The 18276-nt window shown below is 49.0% G+C and carries 19 protein-coding genes; 1 reads left to right on the top strand and 18 read right to left on the bottom strand.

Going from position 1 to position 18276, the window contains the following annotated elements:
* Positions 1-62 precede the first annotated feature (62 nt).
* The 12 genes from EWH91_RS02100 to EWH91_RS02155 all read right to left on the bottom strand — a co-directional run bounded on the left by EWH91_RS02100 (position 63) and on the right by EWH91_RS02155 (position 12666).
* Entirely contained in the window at positions 63-1565 is a 1503-nt protein-coding gene (locus EWH91_RS02100; protein ID WP_129928369.1) for a sucrose-6-phosphate hydrolase, read from the bottom strand.
* A gap of 57 nt (positions 1566-1622) precedes the next feature.
* Positions 1623-3575, bottom strand: coding sequence for a glucose PTS transporter subunit IIA (locus EWH91_RS02105; protein WP_129928370.1), 1953 nt, complete (start codon positions 3573-3575; stop codon positions 1623-1625).
* A gap of 91 nt (positions 3576-3666) precedes the next feature.
* Entirely contained in the window at positions 3667-4494 is an 828-nt protein-coding gene (gene licT / locus EWH91_RS02110; RefSeq protein WP_129928371.1) for a BglG family transcription antiterminator LicT, read from the bottom strand.
* Positions 4495-5142: 648 nt separating this feature from the next.
* Positions 5143-6537 carry an allantoinase AllB gene (gene allB, locus EWH91_RS02115; protein ID WP_129928372.1) on the bottom strand — a complete coding sequence of 465 codons (1395 nt, stop codon included), beginning with the start codon at positions 6535-6537 and terminating at the stop codon, positions 5143-5145.
* A 364-nt stretch (positions 6538-6901) separates the two neighbouring features.
* A complete protein-coding gene (gene fabZ, locus EWH91_RS02120; RefSeq protein WP_129928373.1) occupies positions 6902-7333 on the bottom strand; it encodes a 3-hydroxyacyl-ACP dehydratase FabZ in 432 nt (143 codons plus the stop codon).
* Between the two features lie 16 nt (positions 7334-7349).
* Positions 7350-7685: a DNA-directed RNA polymerase subunit beta gene (locus tag EWH91_RS02125; protein WP_240697232.1), complete on the bottom strand. Its 336-nt coding sequence runs from the start codon at positions 7683-7685 to the stop codon at positions 7350-7352.
* Positions 7686-7697: 12 nt separating this feature from the next.
* The gene (locus EWH91_RS02130) at positions 7698-8555 is read right to left on the bottom strand and encodes a flagellar hook-basal body protein (protein WP_129928374.1); all 858 of its coding nucleotides are present in this window, start codon (positions 8553-8555) and stop codon (positions 7698-7700) included.
* 24 nt (positions 8556-8579) lie between these two features.
* Entirely contained in the window at positions 8580-9398 is an 819-nt protein-coding gene (locus EWH91_RS02135) for a flagellar hook-basal body protein (RefSeq protein WP_129928375.1), read from the bottom strand.
* An 82-nt stretch (positions 9399-9480) separates the two neighbouring features.
* On the bottom strand, positions 9481-10482 hold the full coding sequence (gene mreB, locus EWH91_RS02140) for a rod shape-determining protein (RefSeq protein ID WP_129928376.1): 1002 nt from the start codon (positions 10480-10482) through the stop codon (positions 9481-9483).
* Positions 10483-10673: 191 nt separating this feature from the next.
* Positions 10674-10943: a sporulation transcriptional regulator SpoIIID gene (gene spoIIID / locus EWH91_RS02145; protein WP_129928377.1), complete on the bottom strand. Its 270-nt coding sequence runs from the start codon at positions 10941-10943 to the stop codon at positions 10674-10676.
* A 292-nt stretch (positions 10944-11235) separates the two neighbouring features.
* Positions 11236-11622: a hypothetical protein gene (locus EWH91_RS02150; protein ID WP_129928378.1), complete on the bottom strand. Its 387-nt coding sequence runs from the start codon at positions 11620-11622 to the stop codon at positions 11236-11238.
* A gap of 30 nt (positions 11623-11652) precedes the next feature.
* Entirely contained in the window at positions 11653-12666 is a 1014-nt protein-coding gene (locus EWH91_RS02155; RefSeq protein ID WP_129928379.1) for an NERD domain-containing protein, read from the bottom strand.
* 118 nt (positions 12667-12784) lie between these two features.
* On the opposite strand from EWH91_RS02155, the gene EWH91_RS02160 reads away from it, so the two are divergent.
* The gene (locus EWH91_RS02160) at positions 12785-13135 is read left to right on the top strand and encodes a hypothetical protein (RefSeq protein WP_129928380.1); all 351 of its coding nucleotides are present in this window, start codon (positions 12785-12787) and stop codon (positions 13133-13135) included.
* A 26-nt stretch (positions 13136-13161) separates the two neighbouring features.
* On the opposite strand, the gene EWH91_RS02165 is transcribed toward EWH91_RS02160, so the two are convergent.
* From EWH91_RS02165 to EWH91_RS02190, 6 genes are all read right to left on the bottom strand, one after another.
* The gene (locus EWH91_RS02165; RefSeq protein ID WP_129928381.1) at positions 13162-13695 is read right to left on the bottom strand and encodes a chromate transporter; all 534 of its coding nucleotides are present in this window, start codon (positions 13693-13695) and stop codon (positions 13162-13164) included.
* Positions 13692-14273, bottom strand: coding sequence for a chromate transporter (locus tag EWH91_RS02170; RefSeq protein WP_129928614.1), 582 nt, complete (start codon positions 14271-14273; stop codon positions 13692-13694). The genes EWH91_RS02165 and EWH91_RS02170 overlap by 4 nt, the downstream gene beginning before the upstream one ends.
* 149 nt (positions 14274-14422) lie before the next feature.
* Positions 14423-15409: an ABC transporter ATP-binding protein gene (locus EWH91_RS02175; protein ID WP_129928382.1), complete on the bottom strand. Its 987-nt coding sequence runs from the start codon at positions 15407-15409 to the stop codon at positions 14423-14425.
* A complete protein-coding gene (locus EWH91_RS02180) occupies positions 15400-16392 on the bottom strand; it encodes an ABC transporter ATP-binding protein (RefSeq protein WP_129928383.1) in 993 nt (330 codons plus the stop codon). The genes EWH91_RS02175 and EWH91_RS02180 overlap by 10 nt, the downstream gene beginning before the upstream one ends.
* A gap of 13 nt (positions 16393-16405) precedes the next feature.
* Positions 16406-17311: an ABC transporter permease gene (locus EWH91_RS02185; protein ID WP_129928384.1), complete on the bottom strand. Its 906-nt coding sequence runs from the start codon at positions 17309-17311 to the stop codon at positions 16406-16408.
* A complete protein-coding gene (locus EWH91_RS02190; protein WP_129928385.1) occupies positions 17311-18267 on the bottom strand; it encodes an ABC transporter permease in 957 nt (318 codons plus the stop codon). Before EWH91_RS02190 ends, EWH91_RS02185 begins: the two co-directional genes overlap by 1 nt.
* Between the last annotated feature and the right edge of the window lie 9 nt (positions 18268-18276).

An 18276-nucleotide genomic window follows, 5' to 3' on the forward strand; every position in this document is an offset into this window, starting at 1 on the left:
CAAGGGGTCAGTTCATGACAAAGGATCTTTTGCCTTCATTTTTTTATTGGTACAGGAATGTTTCATTCAGATACATTTTTAAGATTCCAATGGTTCCCCGAATAGATAACTGTTCCACTTTCATTGACGACTGATGTCTCCACCTGTTCACCGTCCGGAAAAAATCGGCCTGACAGTACGGATGAGCCGTCATCAACAAACAGCTCAAATGAGGACTGATCGATAAAAATATGCAGCCTCACTTTTCCCGATGAAAAATGAGCATATCTTTTTGTTCCGAATTTTTCACCGAAAAGTACGCCACTGTTCCTGCGGTCAACTTCTATTAAGCCGTTTTCAAAATTCAAGCGAATCCTAAGTTTCTTGTTTTGCTTCCTGTCTTCTCTTAGATTGAGCGTTGTCATCCCGGTTCCTGTCAGAGTTAAATCCAGTTCGAACGCTGGCTCGCCGGGAACAGGAAGGATAGATAGGGCGCCAGGTTCTTCCATTTGCCCACTGACAGGCCTTCGAAAACCGCGCAGATCCTTCAATTCATCAACTGGCTGCTGCAGAAGTTTCCCGCCTGATAGCTTCAGTTCGCGGGGAAGCGTAAGGCAGCCGGACCATCCATATTTTTCTGTCGGGTAGTTCACTTCCGGTACACCCATCCAGCCGACCAGAACAGTCCGATCGGCGTTTGACACGACCTGGGGGGCATAGAAATCAAATCCTTTATCGACCAGATGGATCTCCGGGTTCACCGGGTTGAAGCGCATAGTCTTCAAATCAAGATGCTGACCGACTACGTATGCACTCGGGTAGACATTTTGATAATGACACAGTGATTTGTCCAAGCCTTGAGGACAGAACAGAAATACAGGTTTTTCGTTCAGCCAGAACAGGTTGGGACATTCCCACATGTAGCCGATCTTTTTATCAAATGGATTGAGACGGCCGACGCAGTGCCATTCCCCGGCATCCGGTGAACGGTATATCAGTGACGTCCCTTCTTCATCGTTCGTCTGGGCGCCGATAACAAGATAATAACTGCCATCGGCCGCTTTCCACATTTTCGGGTCGCGGAAATGCGCGGTATAGCCCCGGGGCTGACGGAAAATTACTGGTTTGCTAAACTTGTCAACTGGCTCTCCGTCCCTGTAATCTGCCCTGATCTGATAGGCATGACGGTTATTTTCGTTGTCGCGCACATTGCCTGTGTACAGGATCGTCAGCTTATCTCCTATAGTAAGCGCACTCCCTGAGTAGGCCCCATGACTGTCGTATGGGCAATCCGGTCTTATACTAATACCCATATCTTTCCAATTAATCAGATCCTGCGACACCAGATGGCGCCAATAGGCTAGACCAATCGTGGGACTGAGCGGTGACCATTGATGGAAGAGATGCCACTGATTGTGAAAAAAACTGAAGCCATTGGGATCACCCAATCTCCCGATCGGCGGTTGAATGTGGTAAGTTTGCCGCCATGGTGCATGAGCAATCGTTCTAATTTTTGTCTTCCACACCTCTATATCTGCATCTTCAAGTTTCCTGTAGCGTTCTTCCACTTCATTTTTTCTGGACATCTTTCTGAACTCCAATCTTGTTTATTTGTTATCAGGTAACAGATTTAGTTATTACAATCATGCTGTAATTGCTAGAAACTTACTGTTTCGATCGATTACCGTCTCATTTTCAATACGATCAATCTCATGAAAATCATTTGAATTGGTGACAACGACAGAAATCGTTGTATCATAACCAAGTTTTTTAAGTTCCTCAAGATCAAAGTTCACAAGCAGATCACCTCGATTGACCTTCTGCCCTTGATTAACTCTGACATCAAAAAATTTCCCCTTTAGTTTCACAGTATCAATGCCAATATGAATCAGCAGTTCGGCGCCGCTGTCCGTCCGGAACCCGATAGCATGTCCGGTCACAAAAACAGTGAGGATCTGGCCGTCCGCAGGCGCTACCACTTCACCTTTGTTCGGCACGATGGCGGCCCCTTTTCCTAATGAGCCTGACGAGAACACCTTGTCGTTTACGTCTGATAAGGCAATAGATTTACCCGAAGCCACCGGGGACAGGACATCATCACGCCGTTCAACTGGAGCAATGCTTTCTGTCAGAGACTTATCAGATACAACGGGCCCTTTTTCCGTTACGGTTTCCCGATGAAAAGCCCCGAGCAGGAGGGTGAAAATGATTCCACCGGCGATCCCGATCAGATTGGCAATGATATAGTTCAGATAGCCATTGTTAGCGGGTTCGGCAATGGCAATGCCAGGCAGAGCCGTTGTTCCAAAGCTCAGCGCCGTTAACCTGGTCAGGTAAACATAGCCGCCTGCAAGCGCACCGCCTATACATCCGGCCAGTAGAGGAAACTTATATTTTAGGTTCACACCGAAAATCGCCGGTTCAGATATCCCGAACAAAACAGATGTGAATGCGGAGATGCAGAGTTCACGTGTTTTTGCATGCTTCCACTTCAGAATCATGTAGCCGATAACCGCGCCGCCCTGCCCGGCAAGTGCGACAGACATCAGCGGATTCAGAAAATCGTGGCCAGTGCTGGAGAGTAGCTGGGCCTCAACTGCCCCGAACATGTTGTGCAGGCCGGTGATGACGATAATCTGCTGAATACCGGCAAAAATCATGTAGCCGAATATACCAAGTGTATTCGCCATCCAGACGAGCGAGTTGGTAATCCCGGACGCAAGTAATTGCCCGACAGGTCCAATAATGATGAACAGTAATAGTGAAGAAACAAGGATTGTCAGCATCGGTGCCAGCACAAACTGGATGACGCCGGGTAATTTTTTTGTAAAAAACTGATCTAATTTGGCAACTGCATAGCCCATCAGCAGGGCCACGATGATTCCACCCTGAAAACCGATCAGCTGGACGGGCAGTCCGAAAATATGGACGATTTCGGCCTTCGCTGCCCCGCTCCCGACGGCAAAGGCATCGGGAAGGCTGGCCGACATCATGACCGTCCCCATTGCCAGCCCGAGAACGGCACGCCCGCCATAACGTTTTGTAGCCGAATATACAACGAGCAGTGGCAACATCGCAAAAATGCCGGATGCACCAATGTTAATGATCCGGTTGATACCGGCCAGTGAAGGCACCATTTCAACAACCGATCGCGGTCCGAACAATCCTTTCTGACCGAGAATGCTTGTCAGGCCTGTCAGAATACCGGCTGCCAGGATGCCTGGCATAATTTCAATGAAAACATCTGTCAAAGATTTCAGGAATCTCTGGAAGGCATTCTGTTTCAACCCTGCCTGACTGTGGGCATCGCCCTCTTTATCCGTATTCCCGGGGATGCCCGTATGTTCCGTGAAAACAGCGGTAATCGCATCGACCAGGCCCGCTCCAAAGATAATCTGCAGTTGGTTGCCGTTAATGAAGGCCCCCTTCGCCAGATCCACTTCCTCGATCTGCTTTAAGTTGATTTTCCTCTTGTCTTTGACGGTAATGCGCAATCTGGTTGCACAATGTATTGCACTGATTGCATTTTCTTTTCCACCTATATTTTTCAGAATATCATCAGATATTTTTTCGTAACGCTCTTTTTTACCTGCCATCGTTATCACTCCTCGCCCATTGATGTTCAAAGACGTTATTTTAAACGTTTTCGTTTTTTGCAGGAAGTTAATTCTTTTATATAAATGCCAATTATCTGTTTAATCGTTCGATGTTGATGGTCAGAAATAACTTCTCCGATTCACTCAAGTTCGGGAAACCTTGTGAAACAACATAGCTTTGAATTTTTCTTGTGCACTCATAAGCGCGCGGAAATTTCTGATCAATGTCTTTGATTAAAAGATCACCTGAATCCTGATTCTCCTGCGTTTGCAGCCGCCGGTACAGAAATCTTAAATGCGTGACCAGCCTCAGGTAACTGATAGACTGCGGCTCCGGTTTCAGATTCAGCGTATAGTGAATAATGTTGATGATGTCTTTAATGAATTCGGTCATTCTTGATGTATAGCCAAAGTCACCGTTTTCTGTAAGCGCATTGACAAGATGCATGGCGATTGTCGTAGCCTCATCCTCTGGTAGCTGGACGTTAAAACTGGTGTTGATCAGTTTGAGCGCCTTTTTCCCGAACTTGTATTCCTGGGGATAGATGCTTTCAATATCCCACTTTAGCGGATTGTTGAGCACGATCCCTTGCCGGTACATTTTTACCGAGTTATGGATATGATCGGTCAGACTGAAGTAGAGATTGTCGCTGATTTTTCCCGCCAGTTCCTGTTTGGCCTGATCAATAATCGTTCCGGCCACTGAAAAATATTTGCTGTCAATTCCATCAAGAAGAAGGGTTATTTTTTGCATCAGTTCGTCTGATTGGGTGATAAACACCCTTTCAATCCGTTTTTCATTAACTGTATCGCCATTTTTACTGTCAAATGCGAGCCCGCGACCCATGACGACAATTTCCTGGCCTTTGTTATTCAGCGCGATGACTGCGTTGTTATTCAGTTTCTTTTTGATGATCATGATTCGTCACCTGCAACAGATTCTTGATTCCCATGTAAAGCTTAACCATATGGTATCCATGGGTAATCATACACTACTCCCAGATTTCGTTCACCTCTGTTCATTAAAGTTATTACACTGACGAACCGATCAGCAAGGCGATATAAGGACCGGATTGGGACTAAATGTGATACCGATACTTTAAGACCCGTAGAACGCATGAGCCCGGACGATTTCTAGACGTGAGAAAGATCCTGAACCCATGTAAATGATCCCATGAACAAAAAGATCCTGAAAAAATAAAAACCCCGACATGACAAATAAATGTCATGTCAGGGTTTCGCCTGCCGAACAGTAACAATCCCAAAACATGTATACAAACGTTTAAATTTATGGAACGATTACGTAATCGCTTACAAATTAATAATACACGATTATATATGATTCGTCAAGTTTCCCTGATAAGGATTTTTCACAAAAAACTACTGGATTGATATTGTAGTCGGTGCGACTTTTCCAGATTTCGGTACGACTTTTTCGGCATTCGGTTCAACTTTTCCGAGATTCGGTGCGACTTTTTCGAGATTCGGTGCGACTTCCCTATTTCGCTGCAAATTCCCGGTAAAGAACCCCTGGCAACAGCGAATGCTGCTGCCAGGGGTTTCATTCTTACAGTGGTTTAACGAGCTGGCCGCACGGCTTATGGACGATCTCGCCGTTTTTCATGATGGTTTCGCCGCGGACGATGGTTTCGACGGGGATGCCTTTGACGGGCCAGCCGTCGTAGGCGGTGATTTTGCTTTTGCTGTGCAGTTTTTCGGCGCGGATTACAGTTTCCTTTTCCATGTCGACGATGGTCAGGTCGGCATCAGTACCGGGCTGGAGTGAGCCTTTCTGCGGATAGATGCCGAAGCGTCTGGCCGGGTTTTCCGAGAGCAGGGCAGTGAGTTTCTGCAGAGTGATACGTCCTTCATTGACCGCGTTCAGCATCAGCGGTGCCAGCGTTTCGGTACCGGGCATGCCGGCCGGGATCGACCAGAGATCGCCATTCTTTTCCTCCGGGGTGTGCGGGGCATGGTCGGATGAGAGGATCGTGATGGTGCCGTCATTGATGCCCTGCCAGAGCTGCTGCTGATCCTTTTTGTATTTGATCGGCGGATAGATTTTCATCACTGGTCCGATTTGCGGATAGTCTTCGTTGCTGAGAAACAGGTAGTGCGGGCAGGTTTCGGCACTGACTGGTGCGCCCTGCTGCTTCGCTCGCCTGATCGCTTCGACAGATTCTGCGGTCGTGACATGGAGGACATGGAGCCGGGCGCCGGACGCGCGGGAGAAGGCGAGTCCCATCTGGACGGTGATCTCCTCGGCGAGGTTCGGACGGCCTTCGAGCAGGGCGTTGTAATCTTTGCGCCCGGTTTTCCGCACCTGTTCGGTAAGCGTCTGAATCAGGCTGCTGTCTTCTCCATGGATGGCGATGACCTTCCCGGTTTTTGCGACGTTCTGAAAGATCTTATACACTTCACCATCGGAAAAGGGGGCAATGACATCGCTGTCCATTCCGGGGCGGTAGTTGTAGGTCAGCTGAAATGTCTTTTTGTTTATGGCGTAGCCCCAGAAGTATTTGAAGCCGATGACGCCGGCTTCAGCCAGATCCGGAAGATCGGCACTGTTCATGTGGCCGAGCAGGATGCCCCAGAGACCGAAATCAACGTGGGCTTTCGGAGTGAGATTCGCCACCTGTCGGTTAAAACTTTCCAGATCGCGGGTCGGAGGTGTCGTATTCGGCATATCGAAGATCGTTGTGATACCGCCCGCCGCTGCAGCCTGAGTGGACGTAAAGAAGTCTTCCTTGTAGGTCGGACCGGGGTCGCGGGAATGCACGTGGACGTCAATCAGGCCGGGGAGTATGTATTTTCCTGATGCATCGGTTTCTTTTTTTGCGGTGTCTGCGATTGGCTGATCAGACAGGGCCGCAATTTTTCCGTCCTTTATGTAGAGATCGGCTTTGAACTTCTGACGCGGCGTGACAATCGTTCCATTTTTAATGACGACATCCCATTCCATGATGATTCCTCCTCGTATAATAAGTTTTGAAGTTAATAGTCATCCCTGTTCCGCTTGGGTACTGCGTGATATCCTCTCGTTGATCATTGGAATTTGATCCAACCGGCATCTTCTGCAGCCTTTCTACGTAACTGCCAGGGATGAGGCAACTTTAGGCTTATTTTATCATGACGAGCGTTGAATAGCATTTTCAAGAAAGGAAGGGGCAGCCGACATCCGGAAAATGGGAAGCAGCGTCATGAGGCAGGCAACGGAACCTTGTGACGTGTACTGCGCAGAAAAATCGAACCCGCTCGAGATCAGGTAGGGATGATTACAAAAAAAAGCTGGGTCAGGCCATCTGCCCCGATCCGGCTTCAGTGTTTTATTCTGCTTTTTTCAGAGCAAACAGCATTTCCGCTTCGCAGGCGACCTCGCCGTCAACGGTGGCGACGCCCTTCGCTTTAGCGAATCCGGAGCGAAAGCGGAGAATTTCCGACTCCAGGCGAAGCTGGTCACCGGGGCGCACCTGACGTTTGAAACGGCATTTGTCGATGCCGGCGTAGAGGGGCAGCATCTTTTCAGCTGTTCCCTGATGCAGGACGGCAATGCCGCTGACCTGGGCAAGGGCCTCAACGATCAGCACGCCGGGCATCACCGGATAATCCGGAAAATGGCCGGTAAAAAACGGCTCATTCGCTGTGACGTTTTTAATCCCGACGGCGCGTTTTCCCTCTTCGACTTCGAGGACCTTATCGACGAGCAGAAACGGATAGCGGTGCGGCAGGATTTTTTTTATTTCATCTATGTTCAACATGGGTAACTCTCCTTCGTTAATCAGTTCTCAAAAAGTCCAGAATGTGCTGCCATGTATTCGGATTAAAGACCTCCCAGGGGTTGCCCTTCCCGATAACACCATAGCCGAACATGGCACCCCCGACCAGTGCGATGGCGCAGATACTGATCAGCAGAACCAGGCGCTGCCAGATCGGGAATTTCCGCTTATGATAATTGAAAAAGGGATTGTACACCGGCTGGCTTTCCTTTTTGCTCTCTTGTTTTTGCTCGGCTTTTCGGGCTTCAGCTTTTGCCTTTTTTACCGACTCCCGCGTTTCGCCGGTCGGCGTTCCCGCGGTTTTACTATGTAGATTTTTATCTTTCGCCATCATATGTTTCACCACTTATCCGCGCACGAGCCCGTTTACAAGACCTGCCATCTGATCCCCGAGAGTCAGTGAGCGTGCGTTCAGCTGATAATTGCGCTGCAGATTGATCAGTTCCGTCATCTCATCGGCCAGATCGACATTTGCATTTTCCAGTTCCCCCTGCCGGACGGACCGGTCATTTGCCGCGACAGGCTGGAGCACCTGGCCCAGTCCGACACCCAGCGGGGCCAGATCAGGCAGGGTAAAAAGGCTGTTCCCCTGATTTTCCAGCAGCTGCGGCCGGCTGACCGTAACTCTGCCGAGCTGTCCGGAGGCAATCCGGGCACCATTTGCCATCACTACGGTGATCACTCCCGCGCCATCAATCTCGAGATCGCGGTAACCGGCAGGAAGCGTGATCGGCTGACCATTCTGATCCAGCACCGGATCACCGTTTTTCGTGAGCAGGCGCAGCTGATTGGCGTTCTGCGGATCCGGCTGAGCGTTAAAACCGCCGGCGCGTGTATAGGCGGTCACCCGCTGGCCGCCGGGTCCGGCGATGCCGATCGTGAAAAACTGATGGTCAGCCGTCAGAGCCAGATCAAGCGGATTGCCCGTCTGCCGGATGGCGCCGGGCGTCAGATCCAGACGGGTATCGCCGATTTTTGCCCCGCTGCCCGCACGGATGCCGGAGGGAGTCAGCCGGCCCGCCTGATCGGTCTCGTCTGCTGCGGGATCGACATTACGGATGTTCTGAAAAAGCAGGTCGCTGAATGAGGCGTCCCGTCCTTTGAACCCGGCCGTGCCGACGTTTGCTATATTGTCTGCCACAGTGGCCAGCTGCTGCTGGATCTGACCCAGTGTGACTGCTGTTGCCATCATTTGCCGCTGCATATGTTCACCCGCTTTTTAATGTGATCAGCCGTTTACCCTGCCGACCTGATTGACTGCTTTATCCAGTGACTGATCCAGCATCAAGATGACTTTCTGACTGGCTTCGAACGCCCGGTAGGCGGCCATCATGTCGGTGACCGTCTCATCCGGCGACACGTTCGATCCTTCGGTGAAGCCTTGCTTCAGCGTATAGGCGATATCAGCCTGACCGGCTGCTGCGGGCAAAGCGTCTCCGCCGTTCAGGCGAAACAGGCTCCCGCCCTCTTTGACGAGTTGATGGGGATCAGCCGCGTAGCTGACCGCAATCTGATCAGCTGCTGCACCGTTGAGCAGGATCGTTCCGTCTGGCGTCAGGTCAAACTGGTCGGAGGGAAGGCGAATCGGCTGACCCGCTGTGCTGAGGACCAGATTGCCGTTGCTGTCGGTCAGTTCGCCCCTGGGACTGAGTGTAAAATGCCCGTTCCGCGTGTAGCGGGCCTCGCCAGCCGGTGTCCGTACATTGAAGAGCAGCGCACCTTCCTGAGCACCGGTCTGCGGATTGACCGGAAGCTGTGAGGTGATTAGTGCCACATCTGTCGCCTTCCCAGTTTCCTTCAGCTTCCCCTGGGTGAAGTCAGGGATCGTCTCATCCTGGTACACACCTGTCGCGATCGTGCCGACACGCTGAGGATTCGGTCGGTCGCCGCCGAGACGGTCGATCAGCATCTCCGGAAAGGAACGGAGTCTGTCCTGATCCTGCTTGTATCCGGGCGTATCGACATTGTTCAGGTTATTTGACAGCATCTCCTGGCGCCTCTGCTGGGCGATCATCGCGGAAGCCGCAGTGTAGAGCCCTCTGATCATGGCGCTTCACCTCTTTTTTATGTATGAAAAGCAGGCGGGATGCCGGCTTTTCTTCTTTGCAAACGTTTTTTCCGTATGTTCGTCAATTTGCCTTACGTTTCGGTGCTTTATCCAGATGCTCCAGCATTTTTCCCGCGCCTTCAACGACACAGGTCAGCGGATTGTCCGCAACGACAACCGGCACCTGAAGTTCACTTGCCAGCAGCTGATCGATCCCGTGAAGCTGCGCGCCGCCGCCCGTCAGGATCACGCCGCGGTCAATGATGTCCGCTGAAAGTTCCGGCGGTGTCTGTTCGAGAACGTTTTTCGCCGCGCGGATGAGCGTGCCGATTGAGCCGGCCAGTGCTTCTTCTATTTCATTGGAATGAATGGTCAGCGTTTTCGGCAGACCGGTGACCATGTCGCGTCCACGGATATCCATCGACTCATCACGTGCATTTTTGAAAACGGTTCCTACCTGAATTTTAATTTGTTCAGCGGTTCGTTCACCGATCAGCAGTTTATACTTTTTCTTAATATAGTTGAGAATCTCCTGGTCAAATTTATCACCGGCAAGCTTAATCGACTGGGAGGTTACAATGTCGCCCATAGAGAGGACAGCAATATCCGTTGTTCCGCCACCGATATCAATCACCATATTACCGCTGGGTTCGAAAATTTCCATGCCGGCGCCGACCGCCGCAACTTTCGGCTCTTCTTCGAGGTAAACCTCCTTGCCTCCGCTGCGCTCAGCCGCCTGGCGAATCGCTTTCTTTTCCACCGAGGTGATATGAGTCGGTGTACAGATGAGAATCCGCGGCCTTTTCAAAAAACCTTTGACATTAATTTTATTTATAAAGTGAGTGAGCATCATTTCTGTAATTTCAAAATCAGCGATGACACCGTCACGCAGCGGGCGGATAGCCACAATATTGCCGGGGGTGCGTCCTACCATACGTCTTGCTTCCTCACCGACTGCCAGCATTTGCCTCGTATCCGTATCCAAAGCAATGACCGACGGCTCGTTCAGGACAATCCCCCGGCCTTTCACATAAATCAGCACATTCGCTGTCCCAAGATCTATTCCAATATCTCTAGAGAACACCTGTGTATTTCCTCCCCATCCGCTGGTCGTGCCAGTACGTTTATCATACATTATTTCATTTTAGCATAAATAGATGCAAACAGGGAGCTTGTCGGATAATAATTTTTGAGTACGACTTTTGTCGCAGATTGGCGGGCTGCTTGTGTGTGAGGTTTGTGCTGTGAATGGTGCGGGATGGCGTTGTACGGGATTCAGGACTGGACCGCTTTCTCTGTCTCCTTCTGATATTTGAGCCGCGTTGCTTCTCCGCCGCGCAGATGGCGGATTGATTTGTGATAGTCGAGAACTTTTTTCACCGCGCTCGCCAGTTCGGGATTGATGTCCGGCAGCCGCTCGGTGAGATCTTTGTGAACCGTACTTTTTGAAACTCCGAACTCACGGGCGATTACCCGCACCGTCTTTTTTGTCTCCACGATATGCTTTCCAATCTTGATGGTACGCTCTTTGATGTAGTCGTGCACACCACTCGCCTCCTGTAATCTGAAGATGCGAAATGAGACCATGTATGGAGGGAAACGGAAACCAGACGCTTTCCAGGCCCGCCGCGCTCACCTCGAAACCCCGTTTGTGAGTTTGTAACATCTTATTAAACGAGTTCCGGTTATATGCCAAAAAGTCAAGTAGGACAAGGGATCACGCCTGAAAGAGAAGGAACGGAGAAGTTTTGTAAAAGCACATCGTTGCTTAATTTGGAGTTCACCGGATTCGGAGTTCGGATCGACTTTTCTGGAGTTTGGACCGACTTTTCTATGATTATAGGACCGACTTTTTTCGGGTTCGGACCAACTTTTTCGGGATTCGGACCGACTTTTTCAGGTTTTGGATCGACTTTCTCGAGATTCGGATCAACTTTCCTGAGATTTGGACCGACTTCTCCTGGATTTGGTCCAACTTTTCTATGATTATAGGACCAACTTTTTTCGGATTCGGATCAACTTTCCTGAGATTCGGACCAACTTTTCTCGGATTCGGACCGACTTTCCTGAGATTCGGACCAACTTTTCTCGGATTCGGACCGACTTTCCTGAGATTCGGACCAACTTTTCTCGGATTCGGACCGACTTTCCTGAGTTTCGGATCGACTTTTTTCGGGTTCGGACCAACTTTTTCGGGATTCGGTCCAACTTTCCTGAGTATCAAAAAAAGAACTCCCTGGTACAAAGGGAGTTCTCAGCGGATGCGTCTGTTCATTCTGGATCTATCGTACTGATCGAAGTATTCATGGGATGGCCTGACATAGTATTGACCGGCCCCGCGGCCGGAGCCGGCAATATTTATATTCATTTTTTGCGTAAGTCGGTGGATCAATTGTCGATTCTCTGTGCCCAGCCACCAGCGGCCCTGTTTATTGGTCATCGTCTCCCCGCATAACAGAAAGTAGTCCAGAATCATCTGTTCGTGGGCCGTTCGAGATGCCGTGCCGCAGCGCGGGCAGACCCAGGTGGCATAGACACGCCGCATGCCGAACAAATGGCAGTGCGGGCAGCGAACGCCGCGCAGCAGGTTGTCCGGAAGTATCTGGTATTTCTCCAGAATATTCAGCGGTGGATCAGTATGTTCGTCGAGCAGCCGGCGTTCGATCTGATTCAGGTGAGAAAGGGTCGGGCTGTGTTTGTATTTTTCCATCAGCATGGCTAATTTGAAGGGAACCTGTTCGGCGTGAATCACTTTATCACGCACTTCCCGGGAATTACTCGGGTTTTCAATGATTGTTGATGAGCTGGAAATGATTACGAGCGGTTCGATGGGGATTTGTGGCAGGCGGCGCGCATGAAGCCAGACATGCATCATATCACGCTGGCGATGGACCTGGACGATTGGATTGGGGAATCCGTCCCGCCGTCCGTTTAACAGTCGGATCATTTGCCCGGTAGCGGATTCGAACACGAGCGTTCCTGCATAATTTTTCACTTCTAAAATTAAGGCGAAATTTTCTTTAATGAGAAGAACATCCATCTGGAAAAAATGATTCATCGCGTTTTCCCGGAGACCATAAAAAATTCTGAAATCCTCAGTCAGAAGATCGAGGTAGTAAGCGAGATTCTGCTCGCCGCGCCATCCGGTCAGCCTTCTGGCATGCTCCTCCTCAATCGGCATACAACCGGACCATCCTGGCGGCAGATGATCGAGCAGGGCCCCGGCCGTGAGCAGACGCAGCGGGGCGTATTGCTTTTTGCATTCCATTTCTTCCTCCTTTCGGGGGCATGATGATCTAATTCGTCCTGCGGGCAGGAAATTCCTGCACAATTTTTCAATATTTGTGTGTCAATCCAGTATAATGGAGAAAAAAAGAGGTGGCCTGATGAATCTATTGCTTATTCTATTAAAGATTATCCTACTGTCCGTCGCCGAATCGCTCCTGACTGTCGGGCTGATTCTTGGCATCTTTCATCTAATCTTTCGAATCAGGCGCATGACTGAGGAAAAGTGGCACACATTTTTTAAAACGCGGACTTTCGGAAAACTGGCCATCATTTGCGGAGCAGCACTGGTGCTGAGTTCCGCCATTGTATGCGCTGCGGGATTCACTGTTTACCGGATCACTGGGACAGATCACGCCCCGATTCTGTCCGTCATCCCGGTCGTTCTGGCACTGCCCGACTTAGTCAAAATGGTTCGGCATCGCACAGAAATTCAACAAAACTTCCATTAAAAAAGCTCTTCCCAAAAGGAAGAGCTTTAGCCCATGAACAGGCCGCCGATCAGAAGGGCACCGGCGATAACAAAGGCCGGATGGAGCCGGAATCGCTGCATCAGCACGAAACTTGCGGCTCCGATCAGGATCATCGGGAGCCAGCCGGATTCTGCCTGCGACGTTGAAAAGAAGTCCCAGGCCATCATGCCGAGCATGACCACGATGATCGGACGGATCAGGAGCGTCAGCCATTTGACCTTCGGCGAATCTTTAAACCGGTACAGCAGGCGAAGCAGCACAATCAGCAGAATCAGCGAAGGGCCGACCGTCGCCAGCAAAGCGACGATTGAACCTGGGATGCCTCCGACTTCATAACCGATATAGCCGGCCATTTTTGTCGCAATCGGTCCGGGCAGTGAGTTACCAAGTGCCAGAACGTTACTGAATTCACTGACGCTCATCCAGTGATAGCGGCTGACGACTTCGTTTTCAATCAGCGGAATCGATGCCGGGCCGCCGCCGTAGCCAAGGATCCCCGGGATGAAAAAGGCGAGGAAAAGTTGCCAGAGAAGGGTCATTTACTCCCGCCTCCCGCCTGTTTTTTCTGAGGCTTAATCAGGACAACAAGCAGCGTCAGTGCAATCAGAATCGCCGGATGAATATGGAGCACTTCCATCAGCACGAAGCTGACGGCGATCAGAATCAGACTGATCAGCCAGCCCAGCCCCTTTTTCGCGCTGAAAAAAAAGCGCCAGGTCAGCTGGGCCATCAGGACGCCAACGACAGGCAGCACAGCTTCCGTCATGCCGCGGACCCAGCGCTGATCCCGGAAGGCAGACAGAAAACTAAGCAGGCCGGTCAGCAGCAGGACCGTCGGCAGAACAACCGCAATCAGAGCGGTGAGCAGCCCGCCGAATTTTTTCAGCTTCCAGCCGACGTACCCGGCCAGTTTCGTATTGATCGGTCCGGGCAGCGCGTTGGCGATCGCCACAAGATCACCGAACTCCTCAAGCGTCATCCATTTATATTTTTTCACCACTTCCGCCTCGATCAGCGGAATGCCGGACGGCCCTCCGCCGAAACTGAGGATCGACGAGCGGAAAAAGGCGATGAAAATGTCTGTGTAACGTGTGGAAGCTGAACCCCTTTTATGCACAGGCTCAGGCTGACTCTCTGTTTCCAGCTGTGTCACTATAACAATACCTCCTGATTACAGAGCAAATATATTCTGCACGTCCCCTATATGATTGCATCATCTGCCTGTCATTTTACCCAATGATCATCAAAGGCAGTATCTTTTTCAAACTATACAAAATGACATGCAACCCAATGCCCGTTTTCTTTCTGTTCAAGAGACGGAACCTTCTTACGGCAGATATCTTTAGCAAAAGGACACCGCGTGTGGAATCGGCAGCCTTCAGGAATATTTATCGGACTCGGAACTTCTCCCTTTAAAATGATCCGCTCACGATTTGTCTGATTTACCTGGGGAATAGCTGATAACAATGCCTTTAGATAAGGATGAAGCGGATGATCAAAAATCTCCGTCTTGTTTGCGAGTTCAACGATTTGTCCGAGATACATAACGGCAACCCGATCACTGATATGCTTCACCACAGATAAGTCATGGGAAATGAAAATATATGTGAGCTGATACTCTTTTTTCAGCTTTTGCAGGAGATTTAAAATCTGAGCCTGCACCGAAACATCCAGTGCAGATACAGCCTCATCACAAACAATCATTTTAGGTTTCACAGCCAGTGCTCTGGCAATACTGATCCTTTGCCTCTGCCCGCCGCTGAATTCATGGGCATAGCGGTTGTAATAGGTTTTTTTCAACCCGACTTGCTCCAACAGATTTTCCACATATGTTCTACTGTCTTTTTCATTTACAATATGATGCGTGTTTACAATTTCTTTCAGCATACTTCCAATAGTCATACGAGGATTTAATGAACCAAACGGATCCTGAAAAACCATTTGCATATCTTTTCTTAGTTTACGGATCTGATGATTCTTTAATTTTGTCAGCTCTATGCCTTCAAATTTCACTGATCCATCGGTCGGTTTCTGGAGCTGGAGGATTGAGCGCCCCATGGTTGATTTACCGCAACCAGATTCTCCGACGATGCCGAGTGTCTCACCTTTATTTACATAAAAATTAACATCATCTACTGCTTTTACAGTCTGGTACCGAAAACCTGCCAAACCTTTTTTAATATAGAAGAATTTTTTTAAATCCTTTACTTCCAGAAGTTTTTCTGAAGATACTGCGTCAGCATTTATCGACAAGGGGATTCACTCCCTTTCACAACTTTAGATGAATACAACCAGCAGTGCACTTCATGACCATCTGTAAATTCAGGTGGTTTTGCTTTGGCACATATATCCATAGCAAAAGGACAGCGTGATACAAACCGGCACCCTCTCGGCATTTCATCAGGTCCCGGAACGGTGCCCTTAATTGTTGGAAGCACTTCCCTGGTCTCATCCAATCTGGGAATGGAGTTAATTAACCCCTTGGTATATGGATGCTTCGGATCATTAAAGAGCTGTTTCGTATTACCATATTCAACAACTTGTCCGGCATACATCACAATCACTTTATCTGCTACTTCAGAGACTACCCCCAAATCATGGGTAATTAAAAGCAGGGACATGTTAAACTGATCCTTTAAATTCTGAATTAATTCGAGAATTTGCGCCTGGATGGTCACATCAAGTGCCGTCGTCGGTTCATCAGCAATCAGTAAACCCGGATGACAAATAAGTGCCATAGCAATCATAACCCTCTGTCTCATTCCACCGCTTAATTCATGAGGATATTGGCCGTATCTTTTTTCCGGAGACGGAATCCCTACTAATTTGAGCATATGAATTGTTTGCTCTTTCGCTTCATGTTTACTTATCCTGGTATGGATACGTAAGACTTCCGCGATCTGGTGTCCAATCGAATGCAGGGGATTTAGTGCGGTCATCGGTTCCTGAAAAATCATTGAGATTTCTTTACCGCGAATTTTACTTAACTCTTTTTGACCCTGACGGCTTATGTCCTTGCCCTTATACAGAATATGTCCATTAATAATTTTACCGCCACTGGGAAGCAGTCCCATGATAGCAAGAGATGTCAAACTTTTCCCGCAACCAGATTCACCAACAATACATAACGTCTGGCCTTCTTCTAGCACAAAACTTATGTCATCTATGACCGAAGTCCGTCCATAGCTTTGCTTAAAACCAATATTTAAATGGTCAACAGTCAAAATATTATTCATACCCGCACCTCGATTACTTTAGCTTCGGATCTAACCAGTCATGGATTCCGTCTCCAAATACATTGATGGAAATGACAGCCAGGAAGATAAACAAGCCTGGAAAGATTGATATCCACGGTGCCTGTGAAATATATCCCTGCCCTTCGGCAAGCATAGCTCCCCAGCTCGGTGTCGGTGGTTGTGTCCCTAACCCCAGATAGCTTAATGAAGCTTCAGCTATGATAGCCGCGGCAACGTTCAAAGTGGCCTGTACGATAAGCGGACCAAGTATATTGGGAAAAATGTGTCTGAGCATAATCGAAAAGTTTCGTAATCCTGATGCTCTTGCTGCTATAACATATTCCCGTTCTCTTTGCGAAAGCACCTCACCACGTGCCAGTCGAATAAAGTATGGTGTAAACACAAGTCCAATGGCCATCATTGCGTGGCTCAAGCTTGGCCCAAGGACCGCTGCAATAGTGAGTGCGAGAACAAGTGATGGAAAAGCCAGCATCGCATCAGTCAGTCTCATAATGATAAACTCATCCCAGAATCCCCTGAAATATCCTGACAGAACCCCCAGTGGAATACCGATAAGTAAAGCAATTCCAACAGATATCAGCCCGGCTTTTAATGATACCTGGGCTCCGAATATAATTCTTGACAGCAAATCTCTTCCTAAAGTATCTGTTCCAAACCAATGATCCGCAGATGGTGGCTGCAACGCCTGGGCATAATTCTGCTTTGTCGGATCAAAAGGCGCGATTAGTGGCGCAAAAACTGCCATAATAATCAAAATAGAAACAAATATCCCGCCGAATACCGCAAGCTTATTATTCAATAACTTTGAGAAATGTCCGGTTCGTTTTCGCTTTATTTCCTCAGTCTTCTGAGTAATATGATTCTCGACATGTTCATTATTCAGTAAAGGTTTGCCCATTATTTAGATGCACCTCCCAGACTGATTCTGGGATCAAGCAGGGAATAGGCTATATCTACTATGAAGTTAACGAAGACTACTGCAAAGGCCATAAACAGGATAGCACCCTGTACAACCGGGAAATCCCTTGTCAGAATCGCATTAACGATGAGTTGACCCAGACCGGGGACAGCAAATATTGTTTCCGTAATTACAGCACCACCAAGAAATGATGATAGTTCAAGACCGGCGACAGTCAGAACAGGCAGCATGGCATTCCGCAATGCATGTTGAAAAACAACCGCCCGTTCAAGCAGACCTTTTGCAAACCCCGTTCTGATATAATCTGCCTGCATCACTTCAAGCAGACTGGAACGCAACATTCTCGTCAGCTGTGCAGACAATCGGATGCCAAGTGCAATGGAGGGCATAATCATCAGCACCAGGTTCCTCGCCGGATTATCACTGAAGGGAACATATCCCGATGGAGGCAGCCACCCCAATGTCACCGACAAAAGGTAGATAAGCAGAATGCCCAGCCAGAATGCAGGGATGGATACCCCTGAAAGAGCAAATACTGTTGTCAGATAATCCCATACTGTACCTTTGTGAACCGCACTAATGATCCCCACCGGTACAGCAATGACAATAGCCAGAACGAAAGCAAGTATCGTCAGCTCGACAGTAACAGGAATTTTACTTAACAAGATATCTGTTACTGGCGTGTGATCGGCCAGGGAGTAGCCAAGATTTCCCTGAAGAACACCGCCGACCCAATGCAGATACTGGATAAAAAGTGGATCATTAAGACCAAGGTTTTGACGTAAAGCAGCGAGCGCTTCCGGAGTAGCTTCCTGACCCAGCATGAGAACTGCCGGGTCACCTGGAATAACATTTATCAGGGCAAAAACCATGATGCTTACAAGAAACAAGATCACTACCATCAGAAAGAAGCGTCGCGCGATGTAATATAACATAGTCGTCCT

Origin of the sequence: Sporolactobacillus sp. THM19-2 (assembly GCF_004153195.1) — a bacterium.
Classification (GTDB): Bacteria; Bacillota; Bacilli; order Bacillales; family Sporolactobacillaceae; genus Sporolactobacillus.

What these genes read in the sequence shown, in the direction of transcription:
- fabZ (WP_129928373.1), bottom strand. Translation starts at nt 7,333, where the DNA reads ATGTTGAACATAGATGAAATAAAAAAAATCCTGCCGCACCGCTATCCG.
- EWH91_RS02105 (WP_129928370.1), bottom strand. Translation starts at nt 3,575, where the DNA reads ATGGCAGGTAAAAAAGAGCGTTACGAAAAAATATCTGATGATATTCTG.
- EWH91_RS02160 (WP_129928380.1), top strand. Translation starts at nt 12,785, where the DNA reads ATGAATCTATTGCTTATTCTATTAAAGATTATCCTACTGTCCGTCGCC.
- EWH91_RS02125 (WP_240697232.1), bottom strand. Translation starts at nt 7,685, where the DNA reads ATGATGGCGAAAGATAAAAATCTACATAGTAAAACCGCGGGAACGCCG.
- EWH91_RS02155 (WP_129928379.1), bottom strand. Translation starts at nt 12,666, where the DNA reads ATGGAATGCAAAAAGCAATACGCCCCGCTGCGTCTGCTCACGGCCGGG.
- EWH91_RS02135 (WP_129928375.1), bottom strand. Translation starts at nt 9,398, where the DNA reads ATGATCAGAGGGCTCTACACTGCGGCTTCCGCGATGATCGCCCAGCAG.
- allB (WP_129928372.1), bottom strand. Translation starts at nt 6,537, where the DNA reads ATGGAATGGGATGTCGTCATTAAAAATGGAACGATTGTCACGCCGCGT.
- EWH91_RS02190 (WP_129928385.1), bottom strand. Translation starts at nt 18,267, where the DNA reads ATGTTATATTACATCGCGCGACGCTTCTTTCTGATGGTAGTGATCTTG.
- EWH91_RS02100 (WP_129928369.1), bottom strand. Translation starts at nt 1,565, where the DNA reads ATGTCCAGAAAAAATGAAGTGGAAGAACGCTACAGGAAACTTGAAGAT.
- EWH91_RS02130 (WP_129928374.1), bottom strand. Translation starts at nt 8,555, where the DNA reads ATGCAGCGGCAAATGATGGCAACAGCAGTCACACTGGGTCAGATCCAG.
- EWH91_RS02165 (WP_129928381.1), bottom strand. Translation starts at nt 13,695, where the DNA reads ATGACCCTTCTCTGGCAACTTTTCCTCGCCTTTTTCATCCCGGGGATC.
- EWH91_RS02180 (WP_129928383.1), bottom strand. Translation starts at nt 16,392, where the DNA reads ATGAATAATATTTTGACTGTTGACCATTTAAATATTGGTTTTAAGCAA.
- EWH91_RS02185 (WP_129928384.1), bottom strand. Translation starts at nt 17,311, where the DNA reads ATGGGCAAACCTTTACTGAATAATGAACATGTCGAGAATCATATTACT.
- licT (WP_129928371.1), bottom strand. Translation starts at nt 4,494, where the DNA reads ATGATCATCAAAAAGAAACTGAATAACAACGCAGTCATCGCGCTGAAT.